Raw genomic sequence first — 15,113 nt, 5'->3', positions numbered from 1 at the left:
AGAGGAAAGGCCCCCGGTCGTGGAACCCCGGGGGCCTTTTTCATGCGCGGCGCGAAGCGGGCAAAGGAAAACCCCGGCGGATCGCTCCGCCGGGGCCGTGACATTTCAGGTCTTGGCGAAGCCGAGGCTTACAGGCCGCCCAGGACGCTCGCGATCGACGAGACGTTCAGGCCGGCGCCGGCGCGATCGCGCGCCTGCAGGCCGCCGCCGAAGCTGTAGCGCAGACCCAGCGACCAGGTGTCGACGTCGATCGAGTCGATGTCGGCGCGGGTGTAGCCGGCGGCGACCGAGAAGGGCGTGCCGGTGAACTCGTATTCGCCGCCCACGCCGTAGGTCCAGGCGTCGACGTCGCCGAGCTGGGCGTCCACGTTGTTGTAGCTGACGCCGGCGTTCAGGCGCAGGTTCGGCATCACGTAGAAGGCGGCGTCGCCGCCGACGGTCCAGATGTCGGCGTCCAGGTCGTCGGCCGAGGTGTAGGCGACCACGCCCGTCAGGGTCGAACCGGCCAGATACTTCTGGGCTTCGGCGCCGACCGTATAGACGGTGTCGCCCGAGCCGATGCCGTTGCCGGCCACGAAGCCGCCGACGCGAACGTCGCCGGCGACCAGGGTGGTCAGGTGGGCGGCGGCGGCGCCGGTGGTGTCGTCCTCGCCATAGGCCTTGGCGTAGTCGATGGCGCCGTTGAAGGTCACGGTCCAGTTGTTGGCCGGGATGGCGACCGTGCCGTCCACGGTCCAGACGTCGGCGTCGAAGTCGTCGCCCGCGATTTCGACCGACGGGTTCGAATAGGTCAGGCCGACCGAACCGACGGCGTCCTGAGCCAGGGCCGGAGCGGCGAACAGGGCGGCCGCGGCGGCCGAGGCGAGAAAGAGCGTCTTCATTGTTTTTTCCTTGGAAGTCTGACCCGAGTGGGAGCTCGGGGAGGCGGCTGCTATCAGGCCGCGGCCGAAGCTGTGCCTTGAATCGGCGCCGGCTACATTGTTCGTGCACGGATGTTGTCGATCCGCCACGCATTGTGGCCAAGAGGTGTTCCCGTTTCGGGGTTATTCGGGCGAAACGGTTAAAGGCCGGCAATCCGGCGCATTGTCCTTGCTTGGCGGCCGAGCTTGACCGCGGCCGGCGATCATGTGTGATGGCCGCGTCGAGGTTCTGCGCGCGGCTTTCGGACTGCGTGGAGCTAAGAGGGAAGCCGGTGCGACGCCTTTGTGCATCAACGCCGGCGCTGCCCCCGCAACTGTGAGCGGCGAGCCGAAGGTCCATCTCGTGTCACTGGGGTTCGCCCCGGGAAGGCCGGACCGGAAGCCGTGACCCGCGAGCCAGGAGACCTGCCCCGACAGATAACGTCCTCCGGCGGGGTGTCCGGTCAGGCCGCCTGTGCGCCGCCGGATCGATCGTCCGCGCCGGCGTTCGTGCGTCCCTGCCTGAAGCCTCGCCATCAGCACAGGCTTCGAAGAATGACCGCCTTTCAAACATCCGAACCCGCCCGGGCCGCGACGACGTGAGCGTGACCCTGATCGACATGGTGTTCCCGGGAGACGCCAACCATCACGGCACCCTGTTCGGAGGCGTCGGACTGGCGCACCTGGACAAGGTCGCCTTCCTGGCCGCGGCGCGCCACGCCCGCCGACCGACGGTGACGGCGGGCTGCGAGCGGATCGACTTCGCCGCGCCCGCCCGGATCGGCGAGATGGCGGAGGCCACCGGCCGGGTGGCGCGCGTGGGCCGCACGTCGATGGGCGTGGAGGTCGAACTGTGGGCCGAGGCGCCGGTCAGCGGCGAGCGCCGGCTGTGCACGCGCGGCGTCTTCAACATGGTGGCGCCGCGAGAGGCGGGGCAGGGCGACCTGCCGCCCCTCGCGGGGCATGACGCGGCCGAGGACGGGGGGTGGCTCAGGACCGCCGAAATGGTCTTTCCCGCCTGGACCAATCACTACGGCACGCTTTACGGAGGGGACGCCCTGAAGCTGATGGGCAAGGCGGCCTTCATCTGCGCCACGCGTCGCGCGCGCCGCGTCATCGTCATGGCCGCGACTAATCGGATCGACTTCACCTGTCCCATCAGAGAAGGCGACATGGTGGAGATGGCCTCGCGCCCGACGCGGGTCGGACGCACCTCGGTCACGGTCGAGGTGGAGCTGTGGGGCGAGGACCTGCGGACCGGCGAACGACGCCGCGCGGCCGCCGCAGAGTTCGTCATGGTGGCGGTGGACGAAGGCGGGCGACCGACGCCGATCGCGGCCTGAGAATTCCCGATGGGGCCTCGCTTTCGGCGCTTGACGAAATCGGAATCGGTAGGCATAAGCCGCCACTCTTGTTGGACCGGCTGTGCACTTCGGTGCAGACGCGGTTCGCAGGAACGACCTAAGTACCTGTTCTTTGCAGCTTCTTGGGACTTCACGGCCTTCGCGGGCGACTGCGTGGGCCGATCGTTTTTGCGGATTGCGTACCCTGAGGGCCTCGTGCCCGAAGGCCTTCGGTCTTTGAAATGGTTCACAGGGACGCGGTCCTCCGACCGCATTGGAAGTAAGCACCGATATGGATCAAAGCATCCGCATCAGGCTCAAGGCCTTTGATCACCGCGTCCTCGACTTTTCGACGCGCGAGATCGTCAACACCGCCAAGCGCACCGGCGCGACCGTTCGCGGTCCGATTCCGCTGCCGACCCTGATCGAAAAGTTCACCGTGAACCGCTCGCCGCACGTCGACAAGAAGTCGCGCGAGCAGTTTGAAATCCGCACGCACAAGCGCGTGCTCGACATCGTCGACCCCACCCCGCAGACCGTGGACGCGCTCATGAAGCTCGACCTGTCCGCCGGCGTGGACGTCGAGATCAAGATCTAAAGAAGAAAGAGGCGGGATCCGATGCGCACGGGCGTGATCGCCAAGAAGCTGGGCATGACCCGCGTGTTCGCCGATGACGGCGCGCACGTTCCGGTCACTGTGCTGCAGCTCGACGGCTGCCAAGTCGTCGGCCAACGTACCCAGGAGCGTGACGGATACGTCGCTCTCCAGCTGGGCGCTGGCGTAAAGAAGGCCAAGAACACGGCCAAGGCCCAACGCGAAGTCTTCGCGAAGGCCGAGGTCGAACCCAAGGCCTATGTCACCGAGTTCCGCGTCGACGCGGACGCTCTGCTGGACGTGGGCTCCGAACTGTCGGCCGACCACTTCCTGGTCGGCCAGAAGGTCGACATCCAGGGCGAGACCATCGGTAAGGGTTTCTCCGGCGCCATGAAGCGCTGGAACTTCGGGGGCTTGCGCGCCACCCACGGCGTGTCGGTGTCGCACCGCTCGCACGGTTCGACGGGTAACCGTCAGGACCCGGGCCGCACCTTCCCCGGCAAGAAGATGGCCGGCCACTACGGCACGGAAATCGTCACCACCCAGAACCTGACCATCGTCCGCGTGGACGCCGAGCGGGGCCTGATCCTGGTCAAGGGCGCCGTCCCGGGCCACGACGGCACCTACGTCAAGGTTCGCGACGCCATCAAGAAGGCCCGTCCGGCCGACGCCCCGTTCCCGGGCGCCGTCAAGTCGGCTGGCAAGTCCAATGGGGCCGCTCAACCCGCCGAGACGCCCGCTGAAGAAGCGCCGGCCGTCGAAGCGACCGAAGGCGGTGAAGCGTAATGAAACTCTCTGTCATCAAGCTCGACGGCAAGGCCGCCGGCGACGTGGAACTGTCGGACGCCGTCTTCGGCATCGCCGACATCCGCGCCGACCTGCTGGCCCGCACCGTCAACTGGCAGCTGGCCAAGCGCCGCGCCGGCACGCACAAGGTCCAGACCCGCAACGAGAACTCTCGTACGGGCAAGAAGATGTACAAGCAGAAGGGCACCGGCGGCGCTCGTCACGGTTCGCGCCGTGCGCCGCAGTTCGTCGGCGGTTCGCGCGCCTTCGGCCCGGTCGTCCGCGACCACGGCTACGACCTGCCCAAGAAGGTCCGCGCCCTGGCCCTGCGTCACGCCCTGTCCTCGAAGGTCAAGGCCGGCGAGCTGGTCGTGGTCGACGCCCTGTCAGTCAAGGAAGCCAAGACGGCCGCCCTGCGCGAGACGTTCGGCAAGCTGGGCTGGACCAAGGCCCTGATCATCGCGGGTCCGGAAGTCGACGCCAACTTCGGCCTTGCCGCCCGCAACATCCCGCACATCGACGTGCTGCCGAACGCCGGCCTGAACGTCTATGACATCCTGCGGGCCGACAAGCTGGTGCTGACCAAGGCCGCCGTCGAGGCGATCGAAGCCCGCTTCAGCGATAAGGAAGCCGCGTAATGGCCGCTCAACCTACCGCCAAGCACTACGACACGATCCTGGCTCCGGTGATCACCGAGAAGGCCACGATCCTGTCCGAGCAGAACAAGGTCGTCTTCCGCGTCGCCGACACGGCGTCCAAGGACGAGATCGCCGCGGCGGTCGAAAGCCTGTTCAAGGTCAACGTCGTCAAGGTCAACACCCTGGTTCAAAAGGGCAAGACCAAGCGCTTCCGGGGCATCCTCGGTCGTCGCGTCGACATCAAGAAAGCGATCGTGACGCTGGCCGAAGGCCAGTCGATCGACGTCACCACGGGGCTCTGATCAGATGGCCTTGAAAACCTACAATCCGACGTCGCCGGGCCGCCGCGCCCTCGTGCTGGTCGACCGGTCCGAGCTCCACAAGGGCCGTCCGGAAAAGTCGCTGACCGAAGGCCTGACCAAGTCGGGCGGTCGCGGGCAGGGCGGTCGCGTGGCCGTTCGCTTCCGCGGCGGCGGCGCCAAGACCCTGTACCGCAAGATCGACTTCAAGCGTCGCAAGTTCGACGCGGTCGGCACGGTCGAGCGTCTGGAATACGACCCGAACCGCACGGCCTTCATCGCGCTGGTGACCTACGAGGACGGCGAGAAGACCTACATCATCGCGCCGCAACGCCTTAAGGCGGGCGACACGATCGTGGCGGGCGAAAAGGTCGACGTGAAGCCGGGCAACGCCATGCCGCTGCGCTCGATGCCGGTGGGTACGATCATCCACAACATCGAGATGAAGCCGGGCAAGGGCGCCCAACTGGCCCGCTCGGCCGGCGCCTACGCCCAGCTGGTCGGCCGCGATCAGGGCTACGCCCAGATCCGTCTCGGCTCGGGCGAGCTGCGCATGGTCCTGGACGGCTGCATCGCCACGGTGGGCGCGGTCTCGAACCCCGACCACATGAACCAGAACCTGGGCAAGGCCGGCCGCAAGCGTCACATGGGCTTCCGCCCGCACGTCCGCGGCGTGGCCATGAACCCGATCGACCACCCGCACGGTGGTGGTGAAGGCCGGACCTCTGGCGGTCGCACCCCGGTCACCCCGTGGGGCAAGGACACCAAGGGCACTCGTACCCGCAAGAACAAGGCGACGGACAAGTTCATCATCCGTAGCCGTCACGTGAAGAAGGCTCGCTAAGAATGGCCCGCTCCTCCTGGAAAGGCCCGTTTGTCGACGGGTATCTGCTCAAGAAGGCCGACGCCGTTCAATCGTCGGGCCGCAAGGACGTGATCAAGACCTGGTCGCGCCGCTCCACCATCCTGCCGCAGTTCGTCGGTCTGACGTTCGGCGTGCACAATGGCCAGAAGCACGTTCCCGTGTCGGTCTCGGAAGAGATGGTCGGCATGAAGTTCGGCGAGTTCGCCCCGACCCGGAACTTCCCGGGCCACGCGGCGGACAAGAAGGCCAAGAGGAAGTAACCGATGGCCCAGACCAAGAACTCCCGTCGCGTCGGTGCGACCGAGGCCCGCGCCAAGCTGGTCAACGTCCGCATCAGCCCGCAGAAGCTGAACCTGGTGGCCGCCTCGATCCGCGGCATGCCGGTCCAGAAGGCGCTGAACGAGCTGGAATTCAGCCGCAAGCGCATCGCCACCGACGTCCGCAAGGTCCTGTACTCGGCCGTCTCGAACGCCGAGAACAACCACAACCTCGACATCGACAACCTGGTCGTCGCCGAGGCCTTCGTGGGCAAGAACCTGGTGATGAAGCGTTTCGCGAGCCGTGCTCGCGGTCGTTCGTCGCGCATCCTGAAACCGTTCAGCGAGATCACCATCGTGGTCCGCGAAGCCGGCGAGGCCGCCTGATGGGTCAGAAAATCAATCCGATCGGTCTGCGCCTCGGCGTGAACCGCACGTGGGACAGCCGCTGGTTCGCCGGCGGCGCCGACTACGCCCGCCTGCTGCACCAGGACCTGAAGCTGCGCGAGTGGCTGAAGGAACGCCTGGCCGCCGCCGGCGTGTCGCGCATCATCATCGAGCGCCCGCACAAGAAGTGCCGCATCACCATCTACGCCGCCCGTCCGGGCGTCGTGATCGGCAAGAAGGGCGCCGACATCGAGAAGCTCCGCAAGGACATCTCGGCCCAGACCGAAGGCGAGGTTCACCTGAACATCGTCGAAGTCCGCAAGCCGGAAACCGACGCGCAGCTGATCGCCGAGAACATCGCCCAGCAGCTGGAGCGCCGCGTGGCCTTCCGCCGTGCGATGAAGCGCGCGATCCAGTCGGCCATGCGTCTGGGCGCCAAGGGCATCCGGATGAACGTCTCGGGTCGTCTGGGCGGCGCCGAAATCGCTCGTATGGAGTGGTATCGCGAAGGCCGCGTGCCGCTGCACACCCTGCGCGCCGACATCGACTACGGCTTCTACGAAGCCAAGACGACCTACGGCATCATCGGCATCAAGGTCTGGGTCTTCAAGGGCGAGGTCCTGGAGCACGATCCGATGGCCCAGGACAAGCGCTGGGCCCAGGAAGCCTCGGGCCCGTCCTCGAACGAAGGCCGCGAACGCGGCGGCCCCCGTGGCGACCGCGGTCCGCGTCGCGACCGGGGACGTGAGAACTAAGTCATGTTGCAACCGAAGAAGACCAAGTACCGCAAGGCCTTCAAGGGCCGGATTCACGGCTCGGCCAAGGGCGGCTTCTCGCTGAACTTCGGCTCCTACGGCCTGAAGACCATGGAGCCCGAGCGCATCACGGCGCGTCAGATCGAGGCGGCCCGCCGCGCGATCACCCGCCAGATGAAGCGTCAGGGCCGGGTGTGGATCCGCGTGTTCCCCGACCTGCCTGTCACGGGCAAGCCGGCCGAAGTGCGGATGGGCAAGGGCAAGGGCGCCGTGGACCACTGGGCCGCGCGCGTCGCTCCGGGCCGCATCATGTTCGAAATCGACGGCGTGCCGGACGACGTGGCGCGTGAAGCGCTGCGCCTCGGCGCCGCCAAGCTGCCGGTCCGCACCAAGGTGGTGACCCGCCTGGACGCCGGCATCGTCACGGAGCAAGCCGCGTAATGACCAAGATCGCCGATCTCCGGTCGCAAACCGCCGACCAGCTGTCCGACGAGCTGCTGAAGCTCAAGAAGGAACAGTTCAACCTGCGCTTCCAGGCCGCCACCGGCCAGATGGAAAAGACCCACCGGGTCTCGGAAGTGCGCAAGGACATCGCCCGCATCTCGACGCTTTTGCGCGAGAAGCGTGCGGCCTCGTAAGGAAACGAAGATGCCCAAGCGAATTCTCGAAGGCGTGGTCGTGTCCGACAAGGGCGAGAAGACCGTCGTCGTGAAGGTGGAGCGCACCCTGCTGCACCCCGTTCTGAAGAAGACCGTGCGTCTTTCGAAGAAGTACCACGCGCACGACGAAGCCAACGCGCTCAAGGTCGGCGACGTCGCTCGCATCGTCGAGTGCGCCCCCAAGTCCAAGCTGAAGCGTTGGGAAGTCCTTTCCCCCGCCTCGGCCTCGTAATCAGAAGGATCTGATCTTATGATCCAGATGCAAACTAACCTGGAAGTGGCCGATAATTCGGGCGCCCGCCGGGTCATGTGCATCAAGGTGTTGGGCGGTTCCAAGCGCCGCTACGCCTCGATCGGCGACACCATCGTCGCCTCCGTCAAGGAAGCCATCCCGCGCGGCCGCGTGAAGAAGGGCGACGTCGTTCGCGCCATCGTCGTGCGCACCGCCAAGGACATCCAGCGCAAGGACGGCTCGGTCATCCGCTTCGACAAGTCGGCCGCGGTCATCGTCAACAAGCAGAACGAGCCGGTCGGCACGCGGATCTTCGGCCCGGTTCCCCGCGAACTGCGCGCCAAGAACCACATGAAGATCATCTCGCTGGCCCCGGAGGTCCTGTAACCATGGCCGCCAAGATCAAGAAGGGCGACCGCGTCGTCGTCCTGACCGGCAAGGACAAGGGCCGCACGGGCAACGTGCTGAAGGTCCTGCCCGCCGAAAACCGCGTCGTCGTCGAAGGCGTCAACATGGTTCAGCGCCACACGCGCCCGAGCCAGGCTGACCCGCAAGGCGGCATCAAGAACAAGGAAGCGTCGCTTCACCTGTCGAACGTCGCCATCGCCGACGCCAACGGCAAGGCGAGCCGCGTCGGCTTCAAGATCGATGGGGACAAGAAGGTCCGCATCGCCAAGACGACGGGAGACGTCATCTGATGGCTACCGAGACCTACACCCCTCGCCTCAAGGGCGAGTACCAGGCGCGCATCCGCCAGGTGATGAAGGAAAAGTTCGGCTACACGAACGAGATGCAGGTGCCCAAGCTGGACAAGATCGTCCTGAACATGGGCATCGGCGAAGCCGTGGCCGACTCCAAGAAGGCGAACGCCGCCCTCAAGGACCTGACCGCCATCGCCGGCCAGAAGGCCGTCGCCACCAAGGCCCGTAACTCCATCGCCGGCTTCAAGCTGCGCGAAGGCATGGTCATCGGCGGCAAGGTCACGCTGCGCGGCGACCAGATGTACGAATTCCTGGACCGGTTCATCACGATCGCCCTGCCGCGCGTGAAGGACTTCCGGGGCCTGAAGGGCACTTCGTTCGACGGTCGCGGCAACTACGCCACCGGTCTGAAGGAGCACATCGTGTTCCCGGAGATCAACTACGACCAGATCGACCAGATGTGGGGCATGGACATTGTCGTCTGCACCACGGCCAAGACCGACGAGGAAGCCAAGGCTCTCCTGGTCGAGTTCAAGTTCCCGTTCGTGAACTGAGCGGGAAGGGAAGAGATCAATGGCTAAGAAAAGCGCCGTAAACCGCAACGAAGCCGTCAAGGCCCTGGTTGCGAAGTATGCCGCAAAGCGCGCCGCCCTGAAGGCGACCGCGAACGACGAGAGCCTGCCGCTGGAGGAGCGCTTCGACGCGCGCCTGAAGCTGGCGGCCCTGCCGCGCAACTCCGCGCCGACCCGCATTCGCAACCGTTGCGAAGTGACCGGTCGCCCGCGCGCCTACTACCGCAAGCTCAAGATGAGCCGCGTGGCGCTGCGTGAACTGGGCAACATGGGGCAGATCCCCGGCCTGACGAAGTCGAGCTGGTAAGGGGAGCGAACAGACATGATGATCAACGATCCCCTGAGCGACATGATCGCTCGCATCAAGAACGCGGCGACCCGCAAGCGTTCCAAGGTGCTGACTCCGGCCTCGCGTCTGCGCCAGCGCGTCCTCGACGTGCTGCAGGACGAAGGCTACATCCGCGGCTACAACCTGGTTCAGAACCCGGGTGAGTTCCCGCAGTTCGAGATCGAGCTGAAGTACTTCGACGGCCAGCCCGTCATCGCCGAGATCAGCCGCGTGTCCAAGCCGGGCCGCCGCGTCTATTCGGCGATCGGCGACCTGAAGCCGGTCAAGAACGGCCTCGGCATCTCGATCCTTTCGACTTCGAAGGGCGTCATGTCCGACGCCTCCGCCCGCGACGCCAACGTCGGCGGCGAAGTCCTCTGCAGGGTCTACTGATATGTCCCGTATCGGCAAGAAAACCATCACCGTGCCGAAGGGCGTGACTGTCACGCTCGACGGCCAGAACGTCTCCGTGAAGGGTCCCAAGGGCGAACGCGCCTGGACCGTCGCGGAAGAAGTCGAGATCAAGCAGGAAGGCGACGAACTGTCGCTGACCCCGCGGTCGGACACCCAGCGCGCCCGCGCGATGTGGGGCCTGTCGCGGACCCTGGTCGACAACATGGTCACCGGCGTCACCTCGGGCTTCGAGAAGTCGCTGGAACTGGTCGGCGTGGGTTACCGCGCTGCGATGAAGGGCAACGCCCTGTCGCTGCAGCTGGGCTTCTCGCACGAAGTCGACATCGACCCGCCGGCCGGCGTCAGCTTCGCCGTGCCTAAGCAGACCGAGATCAAGATCTCGGGCTCGGACAAGCAGGCCGTCGGCCAGGTCGCCGCGGTCATCCGCAAGCTGCGTCCGCCGGAGCCCTACAAGGGCAAGGGCGTGCGCTACGCCGGCGAGACCGTGCGTCGCAAGGAAGGCAAGAAGAAGTAAGTCATGGCTCTCTCTCTTCGACAACAAGCCAAGCGCCGCGCCGAGCGCACCCGTCGCCGCCTGAAGGCCGTCGCCAACGGCCGTCTGCGCCTGTCGGTGTATCGTTCGGACAAGAACATCTCGGCCCAGATCATCGACGACGCCCAGGGCGTGACCGTCGCTTCGGCCTCGTCGCTGGAAGGCGGCAAGGGCAAGAAGGGTTCGGACATCGCCGCGGCCTCGGCCATCGGCAAACTGATCGCCGAACGCGCCATCGAGAAGGGCGTCAAGGACGTCGTCTTCGACCGGGGCGAGTACATCTATCACGGACGGGTGAAGGCGCTGGCGGAAGCCGCGCGTGAAGCCGGCCTGAACTTCTAAGGGACGCGACAGATGGCGCAACAACCCCAACGCGGCGGCGGCGATCGCAATCGTCGCGACAACCGCAACGCCCCGCCCGTCGAAGGTCCGGATTCGGACATCGTCGAAAAGCTGGTGCACATCAACCGCGTCGCCGCCACCGTGAAGGGCGGCCGCCGGTTCTCGTTCGCGGCCCTGATGGTCGTCGGCGACGGCAAGGGCCGCGTCGGCTTCGGTCACGGCAAGGCGCGCGAAGTGCCGGAAGCCATCCGCAAGGCGACCGAAGAAGCCAAGAAGACCATGATCCGCGTTCCGCTGCGCGAGAACCGCACCCTGCACCACGACGGCAACGGCCGTTGGGGCGCCGGCAAGATCATGATGCGCGCCGCCCCTCCCGGGACCGGCGTCATCGCGGGCGGTCCGATGCGCGCCGTGCTCGAAACCCTGGGCGTCCAGGACGTCGTGGGCAAGTCGACCGGTTCGTCGAACCCCTACAACATGATCCGCGCGACGTTCGAAGCGCTGAAGGTCCAGTCCTCGCCCCGTCAGGTCGCGTCCAAGCGCGGCAAGAAGGTCGCGGATCTGATGGGCCGCCGCAACGACGGCGCCTCGGCGCCGGAAGCCGTGGAGTCCTAAGTCATGGCCACGAACAAGACTGAAGCCAAGACGGTCACCGTCAAGCAGATCGGTTCGCCGATCCGCCGCAAGGGCGACCAGCGCGCCACCCTGGTGGGCCTGGGCCTGAACCGCATGGGCCGCGAGTCTACGCTGGAAGACACGCCGTCGGTTCGCGGGATGATCGCCAAGGTCGCCCACCTGACCGAGATCGTCGAAAAGTAAGACGTTTCGCCCCCTCCCGGTTTGGGGGAGGGCGTTTCGCTTTTTCGCCGATACGTTTGCTTGTAAAATTCCGAGGGGCCGCCTAGAAGCGGCCCTTCATTTTTTCAACGCCGAGTCTGGCCCCCGGCCAGGCGCTAGAACCCGAAAGGATCAGGCACATGAAGCTGAACGAAATCCGTGACAACGAGGGCGCGCACAAGAAGCGCATGCGCGTGGGCCGCGGCCCCGGTTCGGGCAAGGGCAAGACCTCCGGCCGCGGCGTGAAGGGCCAGAAGTCCCGCACCGGCGTCAGCCTGCTGGGCTTCGAAGGCGGCCAGATGCCGCTGTACATGCGCATGCCCAAGCGCGGCTTCAACAACCCCAACGCCCTGAAGCTGGCCGAGGTGAACCTGTGGCGCCTGCAGGAAGCGGTCGACGCCGGCAAGCTGGACGCCAAGGCTGAAGTCAACGGCGCGGCCCTGGTCGCCGCCGGCGTGATCCGTCGGGCCAAGGACGGCGTGCGCGTGCTGGGCACGGGCGAACTGAAGGCCAAGCTGAACCTGGTCGTCTGGTCGGCCTCGTCGGGCGCCAAGAAGGCTGTCGAAGCCGCCGGCGGTTCGCTGACCGAGCAACGCATCGAGGCCGAAGCCAAGGCCGCCGCGCGCGTCGAGAAGCGCAACGCCGCCAAGGGCAAGGCTCCGGCCCCCAAGGCGCCGAAGGGCGACGCCAACAAGGTCTCGGCCCGCGCCAAGCGCACCGCCGCCAAGGCCTGATCACCGCGTCGTCGCGGTCGTTCGACCGTGGTCTGAGCACATCGTGACGACGAAAGAACGGAAGCGGCCTCGCAAGAGCGCCGCTTTCCGCCTATCTGACGACTCTGTCAGTCGTGGGGACGCATAATGGCTTCGGCCGCTGAACAACTCGCCGCAAACATGAACATGGGCTCGTTCGCCAAGGCGACCGAGCTGCACAAGCGCCTGCTGTTCACGCTGGGCGCGCTGCTGGTCTATCGGATCGGGACCTATGTGCCGATCCCGGGGATCAACTCCCAGGCCTTCCTGCAGTTCTTCCAGAACCCGGATCAGTCGCGCGGCATCCTGGACATGTTCAACATGTTCTCGGGCGGCGCGGTCGAGCGCATGGCCATCTTCGCGCTGAACGTGATGCCCTACATCTCGGCGTCCATCATCGTGCAGCTGATGGGCACGGTGTATCCGCCGTGGGAAAAGCTGAAGAAGGAAGGCGGCGAAAGCGGCCGCAAGCAGCTGAACCAGTACACCCGCTATCTGACGGTGTTCCTGGCGCTGGCGCAATCGTTCGGCATCGCCGTGGGCCTGAACAGCACGGCCGGTCTGGTCGACAATCCGGGCATCTTCTTCATCGCCTCGACGGTCGTGACCCTGACCGGCGGGACCATGTTCCTGATGTGGCTGGGCGAGCAGGTGACGGCGCGCGGCGTCGGCAACGGCATCTCGCTGATCATCTTCGCCGGCATCGTGGCGGTGCTGCCGTCCACGGTGGCGCGCCTGCTGGGCCTGGCCCAACAGGGGCAGATGTCGGCCTTCGCCCTGCTGTTCATCGCCGTGCTGGCGGTGGCCACGGTCGTCTTCATCGTCTTCATGGAACGCGCCCAGCGCCGGCTGCTGATCCAGTATCCGAAGCGCCAGGAAGGCAACCGCATGGCGGGGGGCGAACGCTCGTTCCTGCCGCTGAAGGTCAACACCGCCGGCGTCATTCCGCCGATCTTCGCCTCGTCGCTGCTGATGCTGCCGACGACGGTGGCGACCATGACGGCCAACGCCGACCTGCCGCCCTGGATGAGCTGGCTGCCGCTGGTGACGGCGCAGCTGACGCACGGCCAGCCGCTGTTTATGGCGCTGTACGCCGCGCTGATCATCTTCTTCTGCTTCTTCTACACCTCGATCACCTTCAATCCGGAGGACACGGCCGAGAACCTGCGCAAGTACGGCGGCTTCCTGCCGGGCATCCGTCCGGGCAAGCGCACGGCCGAGTATCTGGACTATGTCCTGACCCGCCTGACGGTGATCGGCGCCGCCTACATCACCGCCGTCTGCCTGCTGCCGGAGTTCCTGGTCGCCCAGATGGGCAACAGCCTCTACTTCGGCGGAACGTCTATCTTGATCGTGGTGTCGGTGACGATGGACACTGTCGCCCAGATCCAGTCGCAGCTGCTGGCCCACCAGTACGAGGGGCTGATCAAGAAGGCGAAGCTGCGGGGTCGCGGCGGTCGCGGGGCGCCCGCGCCGGTCCGTCGCTGAGCATAGACTTCAAGGCCTCGGGGAGGGCTGACGCGTGAACTTGATTCTGTTCGGACCGCCGGCGGCGGGCAAGGGCACCCAGGCCAAGCGGCTGGTGGAGGAGAAGGGCATGGTCCAGCTCTCCACCGGCGACATGCTGCGGGCGGCCATCGCCTCGGGCTCGGAACTGGGGCTGAAGGTCAAGGACGTGCTGGCCCGTGGCGACCTGGTCACCGACGAGATCGTCATCGCCCTGATCGAGGATCGCCTGCCCGAGGCCGAGGCCGCCGGCGGCGCCATCTTCGACGGCTTTCCCCGCACAGTGGCCCAGGCCGAGGCGCTGGACGCCATGCTGGAAAAGCGCGGAGCCCGGATCGACGCCGTGGTCCGGCTGAAGGTCGACGACGCCGCCCTGACCGAACGGATCGCCAAGCGGTTCGCCGACCAGGGCCGCCCGGACGACAATCCCGAGACCTTCAAGGACCGGCTGGCCGTCTATAACAAGCAGACGGCCCCGCTGCTGCCCTATTACGAGGCGCAGGGGAAGCTGACCGAGGTGGACGGCATGGGCGACATCGCCTCCGTCGCCAGGGCGATCGATGGGGCGATCGACGGGGCCCTGGCCTGAAAGCCGGTTTCGGGCGTTTGATCGCCTGATGACGAAAGAGCCCCTCAGGATGACCGCAAGGCGCGCCCGCAGACGCTGGCGCGCCTTCGCCATATTCGCCGGCGTGGCCGCAGCCGAGATCGGGCTGTTTCTGCTGTTGGGGCAGGTGCGCGGGATGCGCCCGCCGGCCGTGCAGGAGCCGCCCGCCTTCGAGGTCGTGCTGTACGATCCCCCGCCGCCGATCTCGTCGGAGCCCCCGTCGCCGGAGGCGGGGGGAGGGGCCCCGGCCGCGCCGTCGCGCGTGCATGCCCCGTCGCCGCCGCCCCGCCAGCCGCCGCCCTCGCCGATCCCGTCGCCGCCGCCCCGCCAGCCGCCGCCCTCGCCGATCCCGTCGCCGCCCGTTCCCGCGCCGCAGCCTGACCCCATCGTCGTGGGCGCGGCGCCGTCGCCGTCGCCCTCCGCCGGTTTCGGCCAGGGCGGAGAGGGAACGGGGGCGGGCGCGGGATCGGGCGCCGGCGACGGGCCGGGGCGGGGATCGACCGGGCCGCGCCTGATCACGGGGCCCACGATTGGCCAGATTCGCGCCTGCCATCCGCGGAATGCGCGTAGCCGATACGGCCGCGCGGAACTGTCCTGCGTCATCCGCGCCGATCGGCGGCTGGAAGCGTGTCGGGTGGTCAGCGAGGATCCTCCCGGCCTGGGCTTCGGCGCGGCGGGACAATGCGCCGTGGTCAACTTCCGCTTTCAGCCCCCGACCGAGGACGGCCGATCCCTGGACGGGCAGAGGGTGACGGTGGGGATCGACTTCGGGCGGCCGCGCTGACGTTGACACCGGACCGCTCCAGC

At 66.8% G+C, this 15,113-nt stretch carries 26 protein-coding genes and 1 riboswitch; of the genes, 25 read left to right on the top strand and 1 reads right to left on the bottom strand.

Annotated features, from left to right (window positions below):
• Window positions 1-128 precede the first annotated feature (128 nt).
• Window positions 129-881: a porin gene (locus M8231_RS08190; protein ID WP_249750389.1), complete on the bottom strand. Its 753-nt coding sequence runs from the start codon at window positions 879-881 to the stop codon at window positions 129-131.
• Window positions 882-1,127: 246 nt separating this feature from the next.
• Window positions 1,128-1,347: riboswitch (cobalamin riboswitch) on the top strand.
• A gap of 157 nt (window positions 1,348-1,504) precedes the next feature.
• Here M8231_RS08190 and M8231_RS08185 point away from each other — a divergent pair.
• The 25 genes from M8231_RS08185 to M8231_RS08065 all read left to right on the top strand — a co-directional run bounded on the left by M8231_RS08185 (window position 1,505) and on the right by M8231_RS08065 (window position 15,090).
• Window positions 1,505-2,242, top strand: coding sequence for an acyl-CoA thioesterase (locus M8231_RS08185; protein ID WP_250202564.1), 738 nt, complete (start codon window positions 1,505-1,507; stop codon window positions 2,240-2,242).
• Window positions 2,243-2,534: 292 nt separating this feature from the next.
• Complete coding sequence (rpsJ, locus tag M8231_RS08180; protein WP_003164367.1) at window positions 2,535-2,840, top strand: 30S ribosomal protein S10; 306 nt, start codon at window positions 2,535-2,537, stop codon at window positions 2,838-2,840.
• A 21-nt stretch (window positions 2,841-2,861) separates the two neighbouring features.
• The gene (gene rplC, locus M8231_RS08175; protein ID WP_249750392.1) at window positions 2,862-3,623 is read left to right on the top strand and encodes a 50S ribosomal protein L3; all 762 of its coding nucleotides are present in this window, start codon (window positions 2,862-2,864) and stop codon (window positions 3,621-3,623) included.
• The gene (rplD, locus tag M8231_RS08170; protein ID WP_249750393.1) at window positions 3,623-4,261 is read left to right on the top strand and encodes a 50S ribosomal protein L4; all 639 of its coding nucleotides are present in this window, start codon (window positions 3,623-3,625) and stop codon (window positions 4,259-4,261) included. The genes rplC and rplD overlap by 1 nt, the downstream gene beginning before the upstream one ends.
• Window positions 4,261-4,563, top strand: coding sequence for a 50S ribosomal protein L23 (locus M8231_RS08165; RefSeq protein ID WP_087119318.1), 303 nt, complete (start codon window positions 4,261-4,263; stop codon window positions 4,561-4,563). The genes rplD and M8231_RS08165 overlap by 1 nt, the downstream gene beginning before the upstream one ends.
• A gap of 4 nt (window positions 4,564-4,567) precedes the next feature.
• Complete coding sequence (gene rplB / locus M8231_RS08160; protein ID WP_201216424.1) at window positions 4,568-5,404, top strand: 50S ribosomal protein L2; 837 nt, start codon at window positions 4,568-4,570, stop codon at window positions 5,402-5,404.
• A 2-nt stretch (window positions 5,405-5,406) separates the two neighbouring features.
• Window positions 5,407-5,685, top strand: a complete 279-nt coding sequence (gene rpsS / locus M8231_RS08155) for a 30S ribosomal protein S19 (protein WP_007442184.1) — start codon at window positions 5,407-5,409, stop codon at window positions 5,683-5,685.
• A 3-nt stretch (window positions 5,686-5,688) separates the two neighbouring features.
• A complete protein-coding gene (rplV, locus tag M8231_RS08150; RefSeq protein ID WP_249750394.1) occupies window positions 5,689-6,069 on the top strand; it encodes a 50S ribosomal protein L22 in 381 nt (126 codons plus the stop codon).
• Window positions 6,069-6,824 carry a 30S ribosomal protein S3 gene (rpsC, locus tag M8231_RS08145; protein WP_201216419.1) on the top strand — a complete coding sequence of 252 codons (756 nt, stop codon included), beginning with the start codon at window positions 6,069-6,071 and terminating at the stop codon, window positions 6,822-6,824. Before rplV ends, rpsC begins: the two co-directional genes overlap by 1 nt.
• Window positions 6,825-6,827: 3 nt before the next feature.
• Window positions 6,828-7,265, top strand: a complete 438-nt coding sequence (gene rplP / locus M8231_RS08140) for a 50S ribosomal protein L16 (protein WP_201100518.1) — start codon at window positions 6,828-6,830, stop codon at window positions 7,263-7,265.
• The gene (gene rpmC / locus M8231_RS08135) at window positions 7,265-7,462 is read left to right on the top strand and encodes a 50S ribosomal protein L29 (protein WP_201216417.1); all 198 of its coding nucleotides are present in this window, start codon (window positions 7,265-7,267) and stop codon (window positions 7,460-7,462) included. The genes rplP and rpmC overlap by 1 nt, the downstream gene beginning before the upstream one ends.
• A gap of 10 nt (window positions 7,463-7,472) precedes the next feature.
• Window positions 7,473-7,715 (top strand): 30S ribosomal protein S17, encoded by a 243-nt coding sequence (gene rpsQ, locus M8231_RS08130; RefSeq protein WP_219895809.1) that lies wholly within the window; start codon window positions 7,473-7,475, stop codon window positions 7,713-7,715.
• An 18-nt stretch (window positions 7,716-7,733) separates the two neighbouring features.
• Window positions 7,734-8,102, top strand: a complete 369-nt coding sequence (gene rplN, locus M8231_RS08125) for a 50S ribosomal protein L14 (protein ID WP_003164378.1) — start codon at window positions 7,734-7,736, stop codon at window positions 8,100-8,102.
• A 2-nt stretch (window positions 8,103-8,104) separates the two neighbouring features.
• Window positions 8,105-8,413, top strand: coding sequence for a 50S ribosomal protein L24 (gene rplX / locus M8231_RS08120; protein ID WP_249750395.1), 309 nt, complete (start codon window positions 8,105-8,107; stop codon window positions 8,411-8,413).
• Window positions 8,413-8,970, top strand: a complete 558-nt coding sequence (rplE, locus tag M8231_RS08115) for a 50S ribosomal protein L5 (protein ID WP_249750396.1) — start codon at window positions 8,413-8,415, stop codon at window positions 8,968-8,970. Before rplX ends, rplE begins: the two co-directional genes overlap by 1 nt.
• Window positions 8,971-8,989: 19 nt before the next feature.
• A complete protein-coding gene (rpsN, locus tag M8231_RS08110) occupies window positions 8,990-9,295 on the top strand; it encodes a 30S ribosomal protein S14 (protein WP_249750397.1) in 306 nt (101 codons plus the stop codon).
• A 15-nt stretch (window positions 9,296-9,310) separates the two neighbouring features.
• Complete coding sequence (gene rpsH / locus M8231_RS08105) at window positions 9,311-9,709, top strand: 30S ribosomal protein S8 (RefSeq protein ID WP_249750398.1); 399 nt, start codon at window positions 9,311-9,313, stop codon at window positions 9,707-9,709.
• A 1-nt stretch (window position 9,710) separates the two neighbouring features.
• Window positions 9,711-10,244: a 50S ribosomal protein L6 gene (gene rplF / locus M8231_RS08100; RefSeq protein WP_249750399.1), complete on the top strand. Its 534-nt coding sequence runs from the start codon at window positions 9,711-9,713 to the stop codon at window positions 10,242-10,244.
• Window positions 10,245-10,247: 3 nt separating this feature from the next.
• A complete protein-coding gene (rplR, locus tag M8231_RS08095) occupies window positions 10,248-10,604 on the top strand; it encodes a 50S ribosomal protein L18 (protein ID WP_249750400.1) in 357 nt (118 codons plus the stop codon).
• Window positions 10,605-10,616: 12 nt separating this feature from the next.
• Window positions 10,617-11,219 (top strand): 30S ribosomal protein S5, encoded by a 603-nt coding sequence (gene rpsE / locus M8231_RS08090; protein ID WP_249750401.1) that lies wholly within the window; start codon window positions 10,617-10,619, stop codon window positions 11,217-11,219.
• Window positions 11,220-11,222: 3 nt separating this feature from the next.
• The gene (rpmD, locus tag M8231_RS08085) at window positions 11,223-11,423 is read left to right on the top strand and encodes a 50S ribosomal protein L30 (RefSeq protein ID WP_249750402.1); all 201 of its coding nucleotides are present in this window, start codon (window positions 11,223-11,225) and stop codon (window positions 11,421-11,423) included.
• Window positions 11,424-11,581: 158 nt separating this feature from the next.
• Window positions 11,582-12,175 carry a 50S ribosomal protein L15 gene (gene rplO, locus M8231_RS08080; protein WP_430641162.1) on the top strand — a complete coding sequence of 198 codons (594 nt, stop codon included), beginning with the start codon at window positions 11,582-11,584 and terminating at the stop codon, window positions 12,173-12,175.
• Between the two features lie 126 nt (window positions 12,176-12,301).
• On the top strand, window positions 12,302-13,681 hold the full coding sequence (gene secY, locus M8231_RS08075; RefSeq protein ID WP_249750403.1) for a preprotein translocase subunit SecY: 1,380 nt from the start codon (window positions 12,302-12,304) through the stop codon (window positions 13,679-13,681).
• A 34-nt stretch (window positions 13,682-13,715) separates the two neighbouring features.
• Window positions 13,716-14,288, top strand: a complete 573-nt coding sequence (locus M8231_RS08070) for an adenylate kinase (protein ID WP_249750404.1) — start codon at window positions 13,716-13,718, stop codon at window positions 14,286-14,288.
• Between the two features lie 49 nt (window positions 14,289-14,337).
• Entirely contained in the window at window positions 14,338-15,090 is a 753-nt protein-coding gene (locus M8231_RS08065) for an energy transducer TonB (protein ID WP_250202563.1), read from the top strand.
• The last annotated feature ends 23 nt before the right edge of the window (window positions 15,091-15,113 follow it).

The organism is Brevundimonas albigilva (assembly GCF_023573565.1).
GTDB lineage: Bacteria > Pseudomonadota > Alphaproteobacteria > Caulobacterales > Caulobacteraceae > Brevundimonas > Brevundimonas albigilva.
This window is presented reverse-complemented; position numbering and strand designations above follow the sequence as displayed.